Origin of the sequence: Escherichia sp. F1, assembly GCF_046764225.1 — a bacterium.
GTDB lineage: Bacteria > Pseudomonadota > Gammaproteobacteria > Enterobacterales > Enterobacteriaceae > Escherichia > Escherichia coli.
In genome coordinates this window covers 1,594,417-1,611,529 of sequence record NZ_CP177202.1, presented here as the reverse complement: position 1 = coordinate 1,611,529, position 17,113 = coordinate 1,594,417, and the positions used below count along the sequence as shown (strand labels likewise).

16 protein-coding genes and 1 pseudogene are annotated in these 17,113 nt (G+C 51.4%); 8 read left to right on the top strand and 9 right to left on the bottom strand.

Annotation, left to right across the window (positions count from 1 at the left end):
* Nucleotides 1-2 precede the first annotated feature (2 nt).
* The 6 genes from arnC to arnF are packed head-to-tail and all read left to right on the top strand — an operon-like array spanning nt 3 to nt 6,210.
* Entirely contained in the window at nt 3-971 is a 969-nt protein-coding gene (gene arnC, locus ACK8NJ_RS07740; RefSeq protein WP_000461642.1) for an undecaprenyl-phosphate 4-deoxy-4-formamido-L-arabinose transferase, read from the top strand.
* The gene (arnA, locus tag ACK8NJ_RS07735) at nt 971-2,953 is read left to right on the top strand and encodes a bifunctional UDP-4-amino-4-deoxy-L-arabinose formyltransferase/UDP-glucuronic acid oxidase ArnA (RefSeq protein ID WP_097439665.1); all 1,983 of its coding nucleotides are present in this window, start codon (nt 971-973) and stop codon (nt 2,951-2,953) included. Before arnC ends, arnA begins: the two co-directional genes overlap by 1 nt.
* On the top strand, nt 2,950-3,840 hold the full coding sequence (arnD, locus tag ACK8NJ_RS07730) for a 4-deoxy-4-formamido-L-arabinose-phosphoundecaprenol deformylase (RefSeq protein WP_000169719.1): 891 nt from the start codon (nt 2,950-2,952) through the stop codon (nt 3,838-3,840). The genes arnA and arnD overlap by 4 nt, the downstream gene beginning before the upstream one ends.
* A complete protein-coding gene (gene arnT / locus ACK8NJ_RS07725; RefSeq protein ID WP_179151185.1) occupies nt 3,840-5,492 on the top strand; it encodes a lipid IV(A) 4-amino-4-deoxy-L-arabinosyltransferase in 1,653 nt (550 codons plus the stop codon). Before arnD ends, arnT begins: the two co-directional genes overlap by 1 nt.
* Nucleotides 5,489-5,824, top strand: coding sequence for a 4-amino-4-deoxy-L-arabinose-phosphoundecaprenol flippase subunit ArnE (gene arnE, locus ACK8NJ_RS07720; RefSeq protein ID WP_000638031.1), 336 nt, complete (start codon nt 5,489-5,491; stop codon nt 5,822-5,824). The genes arnT and arnE overlap by 4 nt, the downstream gene beginning before the upstream one ends.
* Nucleotides 5,824-6,210, top strand: a complete 387-nt coding sequence (gene arnF / locus ACK8NJ_RS07715) for a 4-amino-4-deoxy-L-arabinose-phosphoundecaprenol flippase subunit ArnF (RefSeq protein WP_000523864.1) — start codon at nt 5,824-5,826, stop codon at nt 6,208-6,210. Before arnE ends, arnF begins: the two co-directional genes overlap by 1 nt.
* On the opposite strand, the gene pmrD is transcribed toward arnF, so the two are convergent.
* The 9 genes from pmrD to ACK8NJ_RS07670 form a co-directional block, all read right to left on the bottom strand.
* Nucleotides 6,204-6,470, bottom strand: coding sequence for a signal transduction protein PmrD (pmrD, locus tag ACK8NJ_RS07710; RefSeq protein ID WP_001389849.1), 267 nt, complete (start codon nt 6,468-6,470; stop codon nt 6,204-6,206). The genes arnF and pmrD overlap by 7 nt on opposite strands.
* A 109-nt stretch (nt 6,471-6,579) precedes the next feature.
* On the bottom strand, nt 6,580-7,935 hold the full coding sequence (gene menE, locus ACK8NJ_RS07705; protein ID WP_411962310.1) for an o-succinylbenzoate--CoA ligase: 1,356 nt from the start codon (nt 7,933-7,935) through the stop codon (nt 6,580-6,582).
* The gene (gene menC, locus ACK8NJ_RS07700) at nt 7,932-8,894 is read right to left on the bottom strand and encodes an o-succinylbenzoate synthase (RefSeq protein WP_411962309.1); all 963 of its coding nucleotides are present in this window, start codon (nt 8,892-8,894) and stop codon (nt 7,932-7,934) included. The genes menE and menC overlap by 4 nt, the downstream gene beginning before the upstream one ends.
* Nucleotides 8,894-9,751 carry a 1,4-dihydroxy-2-naphthoyl-CoA synthase gene (gene menB / locus ACK8NJ_RS07695; RefSeq protein WP_000640002.1) on the bottom strand — a complete coding sequence of 286 codons (858 nt, stop codon included), beginning with the start codon at nt 9,749-9,751 and terminating at the stop codon, nt 8,894-8,896. Before menB ends, menC begins: the two co-directional genes overlap by 1 nt.
* Nucleotides 9,752-9,765: 14 nt before the next feature.
* Nucleotides 9,766-10,524 carry a 2-succinyl-6-hydroxy-2,4-cyclohexadiene-1-carboxylate synthase gene (gene menH, locus ACK8NJ_RS07690; protein ID WP_000600535.1) on the bottom strand — a complete coding sequence of 253 codons (759 nt, stop codon included), beginning with the start codon at nt 10,522-10,524 and terminating at the stop codon, nt 9,766-9,768.
* Nucleotides 10,521-12,191, bottom strand: coding sequence for a 2-succinyl-5-enolpyruvyl-6-hydroxy-3-cyclohexene-1-carboxylic-acid synthase (gene menD / locus ACK8NJ_RS07685; protein ID WP_001389848.1), 1,671 nt, complete (start codon nt 12,189-12,191; stop codon nt 10,521-10,523). The genes menH and menD overlap by 4 nt, the downstream gene beginning before the upstream one ends.
* 88 nt (nt 12,192-12,279) lie before the next feature.
* Nucleotides 12,280-13,575, bottom strand: coding sequence for an isochorismate synthase MenF (menF, locus tag ACK8NJ_RS07680; RefSeq protein ID WP_001191410.1), 1,296 nt, complete (start codon nt 13,573-13,575; stop codon nt 12,280-12,282).
* A gap of 78 nt (nt 13,576-13,653) precedes the next feature.
* Nucleotides 13,654-13,959 carry a stress response protein ElaB gene (gene elaB, locus ACK8NJ_RS07675; RefSeq protein ID WP_000070621.1) on the bottom strand — a complete coding sequence of 102 codons (306 nt, stop codon included), beginning with the start codon at nt 13,957-13,959 and terminating at the stop codon, nt 13,654-13,656.
* 54 nt (nt 13,960-14,013) lie between these two features.
* Nucleotides 14,014-14,475, bottom strand: a complete 462-nt coding sequence (locus ACK8NJ_RS07670; protein WP_256270302.1) for a GNAT family N-acetyltransferase — start codon at nt 14,473-14,475, stop codon at nt 14,014-14,016.
* Nucleotides 14,476-14,539: 64 nt separating this feature from the next.
* Here ACK8NJ_RS07670 and rbn point away from each other — a divergent pair, with 64 nt between their 5' ends.
* Both rbn and elaD read left to right on the top strand, forming a co-directional pair.
* On the top strand, nt 14,540-15,457 hold the full coding sequence (rbn, locus tag ACK8NJ_RS07665; RefSeq protein WP_001329358.1) for a ribonuclease BN: 918 nt from the start codon (nt 14,540-14,542) through the stop codon (nt 15,455-15,457).
* A gap of 187 nt (nt 15,458-15,644) precedes the next feature.
* A pseudogene (gene elaD / locus ACK8NJ_RS07660) lies at nt 15,645-16,855 on the top strand (deubiquitinase ElaD).
* Nucleotides 16,856-17,113: the final 258 nt, after the last annotated feature.

Genomic DNA, 17,113 nt, shown 5'->3' with positions numbered 1-17,113 from the left:
CCATGTTTGAAATCCACCCTGTTAAGAAAGTCTCGGTGGTTATTCCCGTTTATAACGAGCAGGAAAGCTTACCGGAATTAATCAGGCGCACCACAAAAGCCTGTGAATCACTGGGGAAAGAGTATGAGATCCTGCTGATTGATGACGGCAGTAGCGATAATTCCGCGCATATGCTGGTCGAAGCCTCACAAGCGGAGAATAGCCATATTGTGTCTATTTTGCTTAACCGCAATTACGGGCAACACTCAGCGATTATGGCGGGATTCAGTCACGTCACCGGCGACTTAATTATTACCCTCGATGCCGATCTCCAGAATCCGCCAGAGGAGATCCCCCGTCTGGTGGCAAAAGCCGATGAAGGTTACGACGTGGTAGGGACTGTACGCCAGAACCGCCAGGACAGCTGGTTTCGTAAAACCGCTTCGAAGATGATTAACCGGCTTATTCAGCGCACCACTGGCAAAGCGATGGGTGACTATGGTTGTATGCTGCGCGCCTATCGCCGTCATATTGTCGATGCGATGTTGCACTGCCATGAACGCAGTACCTTTATCCCGATTCTGGCGAATATCTTCGCCCGCCGTGCCATTGAAATTCCAGTGCATCATGCCGAGCGTGAGTTTGGTGAATCCAAATACAGCTTTATGCGCCTGATTAATTTGATGTACGACCTGGTGACCTGCCTTACCACAACGCCGCTACGTATGCTGAGTCTGCTCGGCAGCATTATTGCGATTGGAGGTTTTAGCATTGCTGTGCTGCTGGTGATTTTACGCCTGACCTTCGGACCACAATGGGCGGCAGAAGGCGTCTTTATGCTATTTGCCGTGCTGTTTACTTTTATTGGCGCTCAGTTTATCGGCATGGGATTACTCGGTGAATATATCGGCAGGATCTACACCGATGTCCGCGCCCGCCCCCGCTATTTTGTTCAGCAAGTTATCCGTCCATCCAGCAAGGAAAATGAATAATGAAAACCGTCGTTTTTGCCTACCACGATATGGGATGCCTCGGTATTGAAGCCCTGCTGTCTGCCGGTTACGAAATTAGCGCCATTTTTACCCATACCGATAATCCCGGTGAAAAAGCCTTTTATGGTTCGGTGGCTCGTCTGGCGGCGGAAAGAGGCATTCCGGTTTATGCGCCGGATAACGTTAATCATCCGCTGTGGGTGGAACGTATTGCCCAACTCTCACCAGAGGTGATTTTCTCTTTTTATTATCGCCATCTTATTTGCGACGAGATTTTGCAGCTCGCTCCCGCAGGTGCATTTAATCTGCATGGTTCGCTGTTACCAAAATATCGTGGTCGCGCGCCGCTGAACTGGGTGCTGGTGAACGGTGAAACGGAAACTGGCGTTACATTGCACCGAATGGTGAAACGTGCCGATGCCGGGGCCATTGTGGCGCAACTGCGCATTGCCATTGCGCCAGACGATATCGCCATTACGCTGCATCATAAGTTATGTCATGCCGCGCGCCAGCTACTGGAGCAGACATTACCCACCATTAAACACGGTAATATTCTGGAAATCGCCCAGCGCGAAAACGAAGCCACCTGTTTTGGTCGCAGAACACCGGAAGACAGTTTCCTCGAATGGCATAAACCGGCATCCGTGCTGCACAACATGGTGCGTGCCGTTGCCGATCCGTGGCCGGGTGCCTTCAGCTATGTTGGTAATCAGAAATTTACCGTCTGGTCGTCACGCGTGCATTCTCATGCGCCTGCAGCACAGCCGGGGAGCGTGATTTCTGTAGCGCCACTGCTGATTGCCTGTGGCGATGGCGCGCTGGAAATCGTCACCGGACAGGCGGGCGACGGCATTACTATGCAGGGCTCGCAATTAGCGCAGACGCTGGGCCTGGTGCAAGGTTCACGCTTGAATAGCCAGCCTGCCTGCACCGCCCGACGCCGTACCCGGGTACTCATCCTCGGGGTGAATGGCTTTATTGGCAACCATCTGACAGAACGCCTGCTGCGCGAAGATCATTATGAAGTTTACGGTCTGGATATTGGCAGCGATGCGATAAGCCGTTTTCTGAATCATCCGCATTTTCACTTTGTCGAAGGCGATATCAGTATTCATTCCGAATGGATTGAGTATCACGTCAAAAAATGTGATGTCGTCTTGCCGCTGGTGGCGATAGCCACGCCGATTGAATATACCCGCAACCCACTGCGCGTATTTGAACTCGATTTTGAAGAGAATCTACGCATTATCCGCTACTGCGTGAAGTACCGTAAGCGAATCATCTTCCCGTCGACTTCAGAAGTTTATGGGATGTGTAGCGATAAATACTTCGATGAGGACCATTCTAATTTAATCGTCGGCCCGGTGAATAAACCACGCTGGATTTATTCGGTGTCTAAACAATTACTTGATCGAGTGATCTGGGCCTATGGCGAAAAAGAGGGTTTACAGTTCACCCTCTTCCGCCCGTTTAACTGGATGGGGCCACGACTGGATAACCTTAATGCAGCGCGAATTGGCAGCTCCCGCGCTATTACGCAACTCATTCTCAATCTGGTAGAAGGTTCACCGATTAAGCTGATTGATGGCGGAAAACAAAAACGCTGCTTTACTGATATTCGCGATGGTATCGAGGCGTTATACCGCATCATCGAAAATGCGGGAAATCGCTGCGACGGCGAAATTATCAACATTGGCAATCCTGATAACGAAGCGAGCATTGAGGAACTGGGCGAGATGCTGCTGGCGAGCTTCGAAAAACATCCGCTGCGCCATCACTTCCCACCGTTTGCGGGCTTTCGCGTTGTCGAAAGTAGCAGCTACTACGGCAAAGGATATCAGGACGTAGAGCATCGTAAACCAAGCATCCGCAATGCCCGCCGCTGCCTGGACTGGGAGCCGAAAATTGATATGCAGGAAACCATCGACGAAACGCTGGATTTCTTCCTGCGCACCGTTGATCTTACGGATAAACCATCATGACCAAAGTAGGCTTACGCATTGATGTCGATACCTTTCGTGGCACCCGTGAAGGCGTGCCGCGTCTGCTGGAAATCTTGAGTAAGCATAATATTCAGGCCAGCATTTTTTTCAGCGTCGGCCCGGACAATATGGGCCGCCATCTCTGGCGACTGGTGAAGCCACAGTTTTTGTGGAAGATGCTGCGCTCAAACGCGGCATCGCTTTATGGCTGGGATATTTTACTGGCAGGTACGGCCTGGCCAGGTAAAGAGATTGGTCATGCCAATGCCGATATCATTCGTGAAGCGGCTAAACACCACGAAGTCGGCCTGCACGCCTGGGATCACCATGCCTGGCAAGCCCATAGCGGTAACTGGGATCGGCAAACAATGGTCGACGATATCGCACGCGGCCTTCGCACCCTGGAAGAAATTATCGGCCAACCGGTAACTTGCTCCGCAGCCGCTGGCTGGCGTGCCGACCAGCAGGTGATCGAAGCAAAAGAAGCGTTCCATTTGCGCTACAACAGCGATTGTCGTGGAGCGATGCCGTTTCGTCCATTGCTCGAATCAGGAAAACCCGGTACTGCGCAAATTCCGGTGACCTTACCCACCTGGGATGAAGTGATTGGTCGGGATGTGAAATCAGAAGATTTTAACGGTTGGTTACTCAACCGCATCCTGCGAGATAAAGGCACGCCGGTTTATACCATTCATGCAGAAGTTGAAGGCTGCGCTTATCAGCATAATTTTGTGGATCTCCTGAAACGGGCAGCCCAGGAAGGCGTGACATTTTGCCCTTTAAGCGAACTGTTATCAGGGACGTTACCGCTCGGACAAGTTGTTCGCGGAAATATTGCCGGACGTGAAGGCTGGCTGGGTTGCCAACAAATTGCGGGTAGTCGCTGATGAAATCGGTACGTTACCTTATCGGCCTCTTCGCGTTTATTGCCTGCTATTACCTGTTACCGATCAGCACGCGTCTGCTATGGCAACCCGATGAAACGCGTTATGCGGAAATCAGTCGAGAAATGCTGGCATCCGGCGACTGGATTGTGCCCCATTTGTTAGGGCTACGTTATTTCGAAAAACCCATTGCCGGATACTGGATTAACAGCATTGGGCAATGGCTATTTGGCGCGAATAACTTTGGTGTGCGGGCAGGCGTTATCTTTGCGACCCTGTTAACTGCCGCGCTGGTGACCTGGTTTACTCTGCGCTTATGGCGCGATAAACGTCTGGCATTACTCGCCGCAGTGATTTACCTCTCATTGTTCATTGTCTATGCCATCGGCACTTATGCCGTGCTCGATCCGTTTATTGCATTCTGGCTGGTGGCGGGAATGTGCAGCTTCTGGCTGGCAATGCAGGCACAGACGTGGAAAGGCAAAAGCGCAGGATTTTTACTGCTGGGAATCACCTGCGGCATGGGGGTGATGACCAAAGGTTTTCTCGCCCTTGCCGTGCCGGTATTAAGCGTGCTGCCATGGGTAGCGACGCAAAAACGCTGGAAAGATCTCTTTATTTACGGCTGGCTGGCGGTCATCAGTTGCGTACTGACGGTTCTCCCCTGGGGACTGGCGATAGCGCAGCGGGAGCCTGACTTCTGGCACTATTTTTTCTGGGTTGAGCATATTCAACGCTTTGCAATGGATGATGCTCAGCATAGAGCTCCGTTCTGGTACTACTTGCCGGTCATCATTGCCGGTAGCCTGCCGTGGCTGGGATTACTCCCCGGAGCACTGTACGCAGGCTGGAAAAACCGCAAGCATTCCGCAACCGTCTATTTGTTGAGCTGGACGATAATGCCGCTGCTGTTTTTCTCCGTCGCTAAAGGCAAATTGCCCACCTATATTCTTTCCTGCTTTGCACCTCTGGCAATGCTGATGGCGCATTACGCTTTGCTGGCAGCAAAAAATAATCCTCTGGCGCTGCGGATTAATGGCTGGATTAACATCACTTTTGGTGTCACTGGCATTATTGCCACATTTGTGGTCTCCCCATGGGGACCAATGAACACGCCAGTGTGGCAAACCTTCGAGAGCTATAAAGTCTTTTGTGCCTGGTCGATTTTTTCGCTATGGGCATTTTTCGGCTGGTACACCTTAACAAACGTCGAAAAGACCTGGTCTTTTGCCGCGCTTTGCCCGCTGGGGCTGGCGTTGCTGGTAGGATTTTCAATTCCTGACAGAGTCATGGAAGGAAAACATCCGCAATTTTTTGTCGAGATGACACAAGAATCACTGCAGCCAAGCCGCTATATTCTTACTGATAGCGTCGGTGTTGCCGCAGGTCTGGCATGGAGCCTGCAACGCGATGACATCATCATGTATCGCCAGACAGGTGAGTTGAAATACGGCCTTAATTATCCGGATGCGAAAGGGAGATTTGTCAGCGGTGATGAGTTCGCAAACTGGCTTAATCAACATCGTCAGGAGGGGATTATTACACTCGTGCTTTCGGTTGACCGCGATGAAGATATCAACAGTCTCGCCATTCCGCCCGCAGATGCCATCGATCGTCAGGAGCGTCTGGTGCTGATTCAGTATCGTCCCAAATGATCTGGCTGACATTAGTCTTTGCCAGCTTGCTTAGCGTTGCCGGGCAGTTGTGTCAGAAACAGGCAACCTGCTTTGTGGCGATAAACAAACGGCGCAAACATATCGTGCTGTGGCTGGGACTGGCGCTGGCTTGTCTTGGTCTTGCCATGGTGCTCTGGCTGCTGGTCTTGCAGAACGTACCGGTAGGCATTGCCTACCCGATGTTAAGTCTGAATTTTGTCTGGGTGACGCTGGCTGCAGTAAAACTGTGGCACGAACCGGTATCGCCGCGTCACTGGTGTGGGGTGGCGTTCATTATTGGTGGCATTGTGATCCTCGGGAGTACCGTGTAATGGGCCTGATGTGGGGATTATTCAGCGTCATTATCGCCTCCGCTGCGCAATTAAGCCTGGGTTTTGCGGCGAGTCATCTGCCGCCGATGACGCACTTATGGGATTTTATCGCGGCGCTGTTAGCTTTTGGCCTGGATGCCCGGATACTATTACTCGGGCTGCTGGGTTATCTGCTTTCCGTTTTTTGTTGGTATAAAACACTACATAAACTTGCACTAAGCAAAGCCTATGCCTTGCTCAGTATGAGTTATGTGCTGGTATGGATTGCTTCAATGGTACTTCCCGGCTGGGAAGGGACTTTTTCGCTGAAAGCACTACTGGGAGTAGCCTGTATTATGAGCGGGTTGATGCTGATTTTCCTGCCCACGACAAAACAACGTTACTGAGTTTTCCCTGCCACTTTACACTGCCGTTCCCACTCATCGGGGCTATAACTGCTTGCCGAGAGGACTTTCACCGTATGCAGCTTTTCACGATTAATACAATAAAGCGCATTCTGCAAAGGCGAGAGTAAATCCCCCACTTTCACGGCGAAGTCACTCTTCACTTCGGCGATCATTTTTATCGTGCCACCAGCATCACAAAGCTTAAGTACATGTCTGTTATCTTGTTTATCACAGCATGACTTTTTAACCAGCCATTCCATTGCACCACCCTGTTTGATAAGAATTTTCACATTAATTTACAGATTAACAGATAAACCTATTATCAACGGCAATGGAATGGCAAAATTGCGAAGTGAAACTAATGATTTCTTAATCCTGGCGTTGCACCCACTCTTTTAGCGCCTGACGTGAAATCTTAATGCCGCCGTTTTTTAACTCTGGCGGCAACGTCAGCCAATGTATAGGTTGCTGAAAACGGGCCAGTTTATCTTTCACCCATTCGCTGAGATCAACGCTTTGCTGGTCATACTCCACAACCGCTACCGGCCGATGGCCAAACTCCTTGTCGGAAACGGGGACGATAAACACCTGCAAAACCGCAGGATGTGCAGCAATAACGCGCTCGACTTCTTCCGGCTGAATACCCTCACCGCCACTGAAGAACAGATTGTCTAAACGCCCGACAATGGTCAGCTTGCCATTATGCAGCTCACCGCGATCGCGCGTAGCGTACCAGCCTTCGTCATTAACCAGTGGAACCAGTTGCCCGTTACGCCAGTAACCTTCAGCCATACTGGCAGCCCGCAGCCACACTTCATCATTAACGATTTTCACTTCCCGACCCGGCAGCGGCGAACCAACGTCTGCCAGACCGTCGGCTTCTTTCGCACACACCGTGGAGGCAAACTCGGTCAGACCATAGCCGCAAAAGCAACGAATCCCCTGCTCACGCGCCTGTTCCGTCAACTCGACCGGGATAGCCGCGCCGCCAAGTAGCACCGCTTTCAGGGAAACGGAACTGCGGTTAACCAGCAAACGCCAGAGTTGTGTTGGCACCAGTGAAGCGTGCGTACAGCCTGCCAGCATTTGCTCCAATGGCTGTTTATCACGCACCGTCATCCGCGCACCAGCGTATAACCAGCGCCACATAATTCCCTGACCGGAGACGTGAAACAGCGGTAAAGAGAGCAACCAGTCATCGTGCTCGCCAAACGGTATCAGCGATAACACACCTTGCGCACTGGCAAGATGGGCCTGATAAGTATGAACAGCGGCTTTCGGCAAACCGGTAGAGCCGGAGGTCAACGTCATTGAGCACAGACGCGTCGGCTGCCACGCAGCGGCATGTGCGCCTTCAACCAGCTGAATGTGCAGCGACGTTAACGCCGGAAACGTGTTTTCCCCATCCGGCACCAGCGCAAATTGCAGCGTCAGATTGGGCAGCAATTCTTCAAGCAACGGTTGCGGCAGCTGAGGGTTCACGGGCAACACCCGCGCCCCGCATTGCAGTAACGCCAGCCAGGCGAGCAGCGTTTGCGGCGTATTCCACGCCCGCAACATCACGCCGCTGCCCTCAACAACGCCCTGCGCCGCAAAGCCGGAGGCTAATTCATCGACGCGAGCACAAAGCTCGCGCCAGTTAAGTTGCTCGTCATTAAGACGTAAGGCGATGGCTTCTCCCCGCACTTGCCGCCAGTGACGCCACGGCCAGTCAGAGAAGATCATAACAGCCGCTCCAGTGCATCAACTTCCACTAACGGTAGCGGGCTACCCGGCCAGCGACGAACCTGCTGCGCCTGCATCAGATCCAGCGTGTCCAGCCCCGGAATGGTGTCTGGCGTTAACCAGGCGGCAATCCGCGCCAGTTGCGTTAAGCCTAAGCTCGACTCAATAGAAGAACTGATCACCGCCGTCAGCCCCAACGCGTGCGCCGCCTGCACCTGCTCGCGTACTTTATCCAGGCTGCCCGTGAGCGTGGGCTTGATAACCACCGCGCGCACGCCCTCTTCAGCTACAAAGGCAAAATCTGGCTCGCGCAGGCTTTCATCCCAGGCAATGGCAATGCCGGTTTCACGGGCAAACGCACGCGAATCATCGCGGGTTTTGCACGGCTCTTCGAGAAAAGCAATGCGGTGGCGATAATCCGGGTTAACGTATTTGGCAAACTGCTGGCCTTTCAGCGGCGTCCAGGCGCGATTCGCGTCAAGACGCAAATGCAGATCAGGAACCGCCTCCAGCAACAGATTGACCACCATGCCGTCGCGCACGGCTTCGTACAATCCCACTTTGACCTTCGCCACTTTCTCGCCCGGCATATCGGCAAGTTTGAGGATCAGATCGTCAGGATCGCCATTACACAGCGGCGCAGCACGATAATTGGCTGCCTGCGGGAGCATGTCTGCCAACTCCGCCAATGCACAGCTTACGCCAAAGGCGACGGAAGGCATTTGCGGTAATTCGCAATCGCCTGCCAGCCAGTTATTTACCCAGGCAAGCAGCGCACTTTGCGCCTCTTCCCAGGTTTCCTGACTGAAGCCCGGCAGTGGGGAGATCTCCCCCCACCCTTCACGCTCGCCCTCACGCAGGCAAACATACAGCCCGTCGCGGGTTTTTAACCGCCTGTCGCGCAGAACCACCCCCGCGTCCATGGGGATCTGCCAGCGGTATACCTGCGCGCTACGCATTACGGATTCCGTTTAAATTTGCTGAAATCAGGCTGACGTTTCTGGTTGAAGGCGTTGCGACCTTCCTGACCTTCTTCCGTCATATAGAACAGCATGGTGGCGTTACCTGCCAGCTCCTGCAGACCTGCCTGACCGTCACAGTCGGCGTTCAGTGCAGCTTTCAGGCAGCGCAGCGCCATCGGGCTGTTTTGCAGCATTTCGCGGCACCAGCGGACGGTTTCTTTTTCCAGATCCGCCAGCGGTACCACGGTGTTCACAAGGCCCATATCCAGCGCCTGTTTTGCGTCGTACTGACGGCACAGGAACCAGATTTCACGCGCTTTTTTCTGCCCGACGATGCGAGCCATGTAGGAAGCGCCCCAGCCGCCGTCGAAGGAACCGACTTTCGGGCCAGTCTGACCGAAGATGGCATTATCTGCCGCGATAGTCAGGTCGCACATCATGTGCAGAACGTGACCGCCGCCGATGGAGTAGCCAGCCACCATCGCGACAACCGGTTTCGGACAGGTACGGATCTGACGCTGGAAGTCCAGCACGTTCAGGTGATGTACGCCGGAATCATCTTTATAGCCGCCGTAATCACCACGCACTTTCTGGTCACCACCGGAGCAGAACGCTTTATCGCCTGCGCCAGTCAGAATGATCACGCCGACATTATCGTCATAACGCGCATCTGCCAGTGCCTGGATCATCTCTTTTACCGTCAGAGGACGGAAGGCATTGCGCACCTGCGGACGATTAATGGTGATTTTTGCGATACCGTCGGTGGATTTTTCATAACGAATGTCCTCAAAGCCTTCGGAGCAGTCGTGCCATTCAACCGGTGCGTAAAGCATTGCTTCATCAGGATAAATCATATTGTGTCCTTTAGTCAGAAACGCAAGATCTGCGCCAGACTTGCGATTACGCCAGCGGGATTTTCCCGATGCGCGTTATGTCCGGCGCGAGGAATGACATGGCAGTCGGCAGCCAGTTCCGCCGCCAGAGCGCGGAATTTGCTGTCACGTTCACCACATAAATAATAAAACGCAAATGTGCGGGCGCTAAGGTTAGCACGTAAATCGGGCTGGACGGCGAGAGAAGTCGCCTCCAGCATGGCGGCAAGCGTTGCGCCATTATTGTTGCTGCGCAGCGCAACCAGCTCCCGGCGTTGTTCGTCATTGAGTGAGGCAAAAACAGGCTGTTGATACCAGTCAGCAAATACCGCCGTTAACGGTTCTGTGCGAAAACGCTGCGCCCATTGGCGATCGGAATGCTGACGTTCCGTGCGTTGTTCAGCATTTTGCAACCCAGGATGCCCGCCTTCGACAACAACCCCACAAAGCCCCGCCAGCCCCCGGCAAGCCGCCATCATCGCCACCCGTCCGCCAAGCGAGTACCCCACCAGCCAGAAGTTAAGGATGTTGTAACTAACTAAGGTTTTACGCAGTAAGTCGGTGACATCATCAAATCCATCGACGCTAATCGCCGCCGAACCACCGTGACCTGGGAGATCAACATACAACCGTGAGTAGTCGGCAAACACCTCGCCCACTTCTTGCCATTCGTGGCAATCGCCGGAAAAACCGTGCAAAAAAACCAGCCAGGGTAAACCTGGCTTGCCGTGTTTTGCCTGCGCGTGCAGGATCATAAATGGCTTACCTGCGCCAGCAACTGCTGGAGAGTTTGCGCACCGTCGGTGTCGTTAACCACCATTTCAATCACGGTGGTGGTTGGCGTGCGCCAGGCGTCAGCAAGCGCCGTTTCAAGTTCCTGCCAGTTTTGCGGACGATGATATTTCAGCTCGAACATCGCGGCGGCGTGCTCAAAATGGACGTTTTGCGGCATCAGATAGAAACGCTCGCGTTCGTTTTTCGGCGTTGGCAACAGCGAGAAAATTTGCCCGCCGTTGTTGTTCACCACAATTAATACCAGCGGCGCGGAAACCTGACGTAATAACGCCAGCGCGTTGAGATCGTAAAGAGCTGAGAGATCGCCCACAATCGCCAGCGTCGGTTTGCCACTGGCCCGCTGAACGCCTGCGGCGGTCGAGAGCAGCCCGTCGATACCGCTGGCACCACGGTTGCTGTATACCGGGTAACCTGCCGGAAGTTGCGAAAGCGCATCAATCAGACGTACCACCAGGCTGTTACCGACAAACAATTGCCCCTGTTCAGGCAGATAGTCGCTGATGCGATGCGCCAGTTGCGCTTCGCCAAACGCATCGCGACGGGCAATAACCGCCTGCATTGCCTGTTCCGCCAGGCGCGGGATTTCAACGCACCAGGGCTGGCGTTTTTCTGCCGGATGTTGCTCCAGCCAGTCGGCAATATTGGCAATTAAGCGACGTCCGCGATGGTGTGCCGGATCAAGTCGCCCTTCAATGTCATCAACAATCCAGTACTCTTCGGGTTCACAGCTTGCCTGCCATTGCAGGAGCCGTTTGCCGGTCAGGCTGCTCCCAAGTTGCACGACAATCTGCGCCTGCTGCAACTCACTCACCGCTTTGGCGTTGCTTAACCAAAGATCGGCACACGGCAGCGGCTGTCCGGTTTGCGACAGCACGTCGCCAATCAGCGGCCAGCCAAGAGTTTGCGCCCACAGTGCAACTTTTTTGCCCTCTTCCGCACTCATGCGCCCGGCAACCACCACTCCGCGCTTTTGTCGCCAGAAGAACCAGTCGCGCTGTTTTTCACTTTCCAGACGAGGCGCTTCACGCAGCCACGGTTTGTCGTCCTGCCACCAGTCGCCCAGACGCTGTTGCCAGCTAAGCCCGGTGTCGTCCATTTCGCCATACAGCGGTTCAGCAAACGGGCAGTTGATATGGACTCCACCCGCATGAAGCGTACCGAGAGCATGGTCGATGGTAGAAACCAGCCAACGTGCGGGGATATCCTGGGTCGGGCGCGGCAGTGAAATACTGTGCGTGGGGTGAGAGGCGAACATTCCCGGCTGACGAATTGCCTGATTCGCGCCGCAGTCAATTAGCTCCGGCGGGCGATCGGCGGTTAACAGGATCAGTTTTTCTCCGGTTAACCCGGCTTCAATCAGTGCAGGATAGAGATTTGCTACCGCCGTGCCGGAGGTCACAATCACCGCCACCGGCTGCTTGCTGACTTTCGCCAGCCCCAGCGCCAGATGCCCCAGTCCACGCTCATCGAAATGGGTGTGGTGAATGAATGCGGAATTCTCCGCCGCCGCTAACGTTAACGGTGTAGAACGCGAGCCAGGGGCGATACAGATGTGTCTGACGCCGTGACGCGTTAATGCTTCCAGAATGACCGCCGCCCAGCGTCGGTTAAATGCGCTTACTGACATGAGTTTGTCCGGTATCAATATTGCGGCTAAGTATAAGGAGCTACAAAAATAGATTATTGATATGAATCGGTAATGATGCGACTCATTACTATTCCATTTGTAATAAAGTACGCAGCCCTGCCGCTTTGTTGTCGATTTCCTGCCACTCTTGCTCGGGGTCGGAACCACGGACAATGCCCGCGCCAGCATATAGTCGCACGACATTGCCGCTAATTTTTGCTGAGCGCAGGGAAACGCAGAATTCGCTTTGTTGTAAAGAGAGATAGCCCGCAGAACCGGCGTACCATTCTCGGGTGAACGGTTCGTGACGGGCGATAAACTGTCGCGCCAGATCGCGCGGTAAGCCAGCAACTGCTGCCGTTGGCTGCAACTGATGTAAACAGATCACATCATCCGCTTTGTTGAGTGAAGTCCAGATACAGCGGCGAAGATGCTGCACTTTACGCAGACGCAGTACCTGCGGCGGTAAAACATCCAGCGTTTGGGTATCGGCCTGTAATCGTTGGCAGATATCCTCCACCACCAACATGTTCTCGCGCTGGTTTTTATCATCCGCCATCAGCCACTCACCTAACTGCTGCGCCTGCTTATCATCAGGATGATTTGCTACCGTTCCCGCCAGCGCTTCGGTACGCAGCGCTTTGTCACGCCGCCGCCATAACCGTTCCGGTGAAGAACCAAGAAAAGCATTTTCGCCATCAAAGGCCATGTAAAAATGGTAGCAATTCAGATTGAGCCGACGACTGGCAGCCATCATCGCTGCCGCATTGACCGGACTTGCGAAATGCAGGTCAGTTGCCCGAGCAAGCACCACTTTGTCGAGCTCACCTTCGGCGATGGTTTTCGTTGCCAGTTCGATTAATTGCGTCCAGCCCGTTTTGTCCGGCCAGTGTTGTTCTCGGGTGGTGGTTAAATGTAACCCAGGCAAGGGTTTAATACTCACCAGTGTGGCGATAAATTCTTTTGCCTTAATCGCATCATGCTGAAGGGAGCTTTCGCTGAATAGCGTCAGCCGCAGCGTGGCTTTACCGCCACAACGTCGCCATTCGAGGCGTGGTAAAAGTAAATTACCCTGCGACGGGTCAAACGCATTCAGCCCCCAGATGCGTAAGTCGGCGTGTTCCGGGTGCTGACGAAGAAACGTTTGTGCCTGGTCCAACGACGTAAAACGGGTAATCGCACCCAGGACGGCAGCTTCTTCATCACCATTACGTTGTTGCCAGTAGAATTGCGGGTACGTTTGCTGACTGGCCAGCCAGCTCAAGGCATCAAAAGCGTCTTTGAGAGGGAAAGGAATATCAATAACCCGAATGCCGGGTGTCGCCGGAATCTCTTGCGACAAATGGCGCAGTAGATTTTCCAGCGCCGTAGTAAGTGATTGCACGCGGACCTCTCCCTGTTAAAAGCCTCACATTATACGGGGTACTACAAAAAAAATGCAGTACCCCGGTGTAGGGAGGTTTTAACGGCGTGCCAGCAACAGTCCTAGTACCAGCCCAACGGCCGCGCCCACACCAATTCCTTGCCAGGGTTTTTCGTGGACGTAGTCATCAGCACGATAAACAGCCTGCTTCGCCCGATAGTAATAACTGTCTGAAGCCTGGCTAACCCGTTTTTTCACATCATCCAGCGCTTTTTCTGCACGCGCTTTCAGCTCAACATATTTCTGATCGGCGGGATCGCCAGAGGAGCGGAGCACCTCTTCCAGTGTTTCACTAAGCAGCGTCAGGTCATCATCGATACGTGTATCACCAAACTGATTAGACATTCTCGTTCTCCATTTGCGTAAAACCTGTCACTAACTATAGACAAGGGTTATTGATTACGCCTGAATTACCTCGCGTGCCATCCCAATGTGTGGGATACCATCTTCTTCATAGACCTCCGTCACAGGGATAAAGCCAAAACTCTGGTAGAAGTTTTGCAGATGCGCCTGCGCCCCGAGATAAACAGGTTTATCAGGCCAGTGACGCGTACATGTGTCGAGTGTTTTATTCATCAGCTGCTGCCCCACTTTTTCGCCACGCAACGCTTCACTAACAATCACCCGACCAATAACGACCGGCTCAAGATCATCATCACTTTTCAGAATCCTCGCATACGCCACCAGTTCATCATTTTTCCAACCGAGAATATGGCGATTATCCCTCGTCAAATCATCACCATCGATATCCTGATAAGGGCAATTCTGCTCAACAACAAACACCGCGCAACGCAGTTGTAATAAGGCATAAAGCTGGGAAACCGATAATTCAGAGTGATGCAGATCTTGCCATTCAATCATAATGCTCTCCTTTTAGATGTATGCCTTATACTAGCCGGATTATTTTTTGAAACGTGATGAACTCATGGAATTAATTTTTTTAGGTACTTCAGCCGGTGTGCCAACCCGTACGCGCAATGTCACGGCAATATTGCTTAACCTGCAACATCCGACCCAGAGCGGACTTTGGTTGTTTGACTGCGGTGAAGGCACCCAGCATCAGCTACTGCATACCGCCTTTAACCCTGGAAAACTGGATAAGATTTTTATCAGTCACCTTCATGGCGATCATCTCTTTGGTTTACCCGGCTTGCTGTGCAGTCGTTCTATGTCAGGCATTATCCAACCCTTAACGATTTATGGTCCGCAAGGTATCCGTGAATTTGTGGAGACTGCGCTGCGGATTAGCGGCTCATGGACCGATTATCCGCTGGAAATTGTCGAAATTGGCGCTGGCGAAATTCTCGATGATGGCCTGCGCAAAGTGACCGCTTATCCGATGGAACACCCACTGGAATGTTATGGCTATCGTATTGAAGAACATGATAAACCGGGTGCATTAAATGCCCAGGCATTAAAAGCTGCTGGCGTACCGCCTGGCCCACTGTTTCAGGAATTAAAAGCGGGCAAAACAATCATGCTGGAAGATGGAAGGCAGATTAACGGCGCAGATTACTTAGCCGCTCCAGTGCCAGGTAAAGCGCTCGCTATTTTCGGCGATACCGGCCCCTGCGATGCCGCACTTGACCTGGCTAAAGGTGTCGATGTCATGGTGCACGAAGCGACGCTGGATATAACCATGGAAGCCAAAGCCAATAGTCGCGGTCATAGCTCTACACGCCAGGCTGCGACACTGGCCCGTGAGGCTGGAGTCGGTAAGCTAATCATTACCCACGTCAGCTCGCGCTATGATGACAAAGGTTGTCAGCACCTGTTACGTGAATGTCGGTCAATTTTCCCGGCGACTGAACTAGCGAATGATTTCACCGTGTTTAACGTTTAACTCTGCTTATTATTAAAAACAGGGCGAAACTTGCCCTGTTATCGCAACCCGCGCTACATATATCCACCCACACGGGCATATTGAGCGATTTTTGATATTTATTCATCTCCTTACGCACTATATTCAGAGCAGTAAGTTGCCTCTTTTTATCTTCATTCAGCACAACCTTTGCAACTAAAAGGAGCCTATGATGGTTACAGTTGTCAGCAATTATTGTCAATTATCTCAAACCCAACTCAGTCAGACATTTGCAGAAAAATTTACTGTGACCGATGAATTACTGCAGTCTTTAAAAAAAACAGCGTTATCCGGAGATGAAGAAAGTATTGAGTTACTGCATAACATTGCGTTAGGTTATGATGAATTTGGGAAAAAAGCTGAAGATATTCTTTACCATATTGTTAGAAACCCAACAAATGAGACCCTATCGATTATCCGACTTATTAAAAATGCCTGTTTAAAATTATATAATTTGGCACATACCTCAACCACCCCCCCCCTCAAATCACATGATTCAGATGATCTCCTGTTCAAAAAACTATTCTCCCCTTCGAAATTAATGACAATTATCGGTGAGGACATTCCTCTTATATCAGAAAAACAGTCGCTTTCAAAGGTACTTTTAAATGATAAGAATAATGAACTGAGCGATGGGACAAACTTCTGGGATAAAAATCGTCAATTAACCACAGATGAAATAGCTTGCTATCTTAAAAAGATAGCCGCTAATGCAAAAAATACTCAAGTCAATTATCCTACTGATTTCTACCTCCCCAATTCCAACAGCACTTACCTGGAAGTCGCTCTCAATGATAATATTAAGAGCGATCCATTATGGCCGAAAGCAGTCCAGTTATTCCCCATAAATACTGGCGGACACTGGATATTAGTTTCGCTACAAAAAATAGTTAATGAAAAAAATAACACACAACAAATAAAATGCATCATATTCAATTCATTACGTGCACTAGGCCATGAAAAAGAAAATTCACTTAAGCGTATCATTAATAGTTTTAATTCTGAACTCATGGGAGAAATGTCGAATAATAATATAAAAGTTCATTTAACTGAACCCGAGATAATATTTTTACATGCCGATCTTCAGCAATATTTAAGCCAAAGTTGCGGTGCATTTGTGTGCATGGCAGCCCAGGAAGTGATTGAACAAAGGGAAAGTAATTCTGACAGCGCCCCCTATACGTTATTAAAAAACTATGCTGACAGATTTAAAAAATATTCAGCAGAAGAGCAGTACGAAATTGATTTTCAACATAGACTGGTAAACAGAAATTGTTATTTAGATAAATATGGCGATGCAAATATCAATCATTATTATAAAGACTTAGAATAAAACACTCACAACCCAAAAATAGAGCATCAGGAAAAAGAGTAAGTTAACATCATTGTTAGTCAATTCGACCAGTCAGCAAATATGCTGACTGATCGAACATAGTTTGCTAAAAAGTCATCACTGACCGATGTCAGTCACACCATCCGCCAGTTCAATCTACGGGTATTTCCTGCGTATCGCGGCACGCGATTGCTGGTCTGTTGATGTAGTGGATTGTAGTTGCTGACTTTTCTTACCCTCAGATTTCTGCCCCCTGTCAATTCAATCTGCCAATAAATAACATAATTATATTTTTTCTCATATGG